Genomic DNA, 674 nt, shown 5'->3' with positions numbered 1-674 from the left:
GACATCCATGGACTATCGTTGACAGCTGACAGCGTTAGTCGTCACTGATTGTAAGTCAAACAGTGAGCGAGTTGATAATTTTCCCTTGGGATGAGAAATAGAACTAAGGTGTTTTCGAAAGATAGGTTAATCGAACTTAGATCAAACCAGAAAAGAGTATTTGACACAACTGTACTTGATCCTCATACTCTACACAATTTTTTCCTCCTTAACCGTATATTTGTGGAATTATGGTCTACTATGATATTAGTACTGCTCTAATAATAGACCTAATCCTRAAATTGTAGATTTGTCATGATATAACTGCCTAATCTATAAGATCTTACGTGGAWGTCACACCATCGAYTACRCCAACTYACTGTATCGTATCAATTACCAATACATGATGWAGAACRAGGTTAGGYTAGAGAARGAACAATATATTTAATATGAATAGAGACCACGCCTGCATGGCCAAGCCATGCCACTCGATCAACTCCAGTAGATTCAACTCCTAATTCGCGCCTTCTCCATCGTTAGGTATTTCTCCGCGTTAAATATTGAATATGAATAGAATATATAAAGTAACATTGAGATGGACCACGCCTGCATGGACGAGCCATGCCATCCGATCAAACCCAGTCCATTCAATTCATTGTTCGCGCCTTCTCCATTGTTAGGTATTTCTCCGCGTT

General features: G+C 39.1%; 1 protein-coding gene. It reads right to left on the bottom strand.

All coding sequences use genetic code 11. From position 1 onward, the window contains the following. Positions 1-486: 486 nt before the first annotated feature. The coding region (locus EES38_RS23240) for a hypothetical protein (RefSeq protein WP_208020502.1) at positions 487-674 on the bottom strand (188 nt) is incomplete at its 5' end.

Source organism: Vibrio viridaestus, assembly GCF_003856525.1.
GTDB classification, from domain to species: Bacteria; Pseudomonadota; Gammaproteobacteria; order Enterobacterales; family Vibrionaceae; genus Vibrio; species Vibrio viridaestus.
The sequence above is the reverse complement of the archived record's forward strand: the minus strand, read 5'-3'. Positions and strand labels throughout refer to the sequence as shown.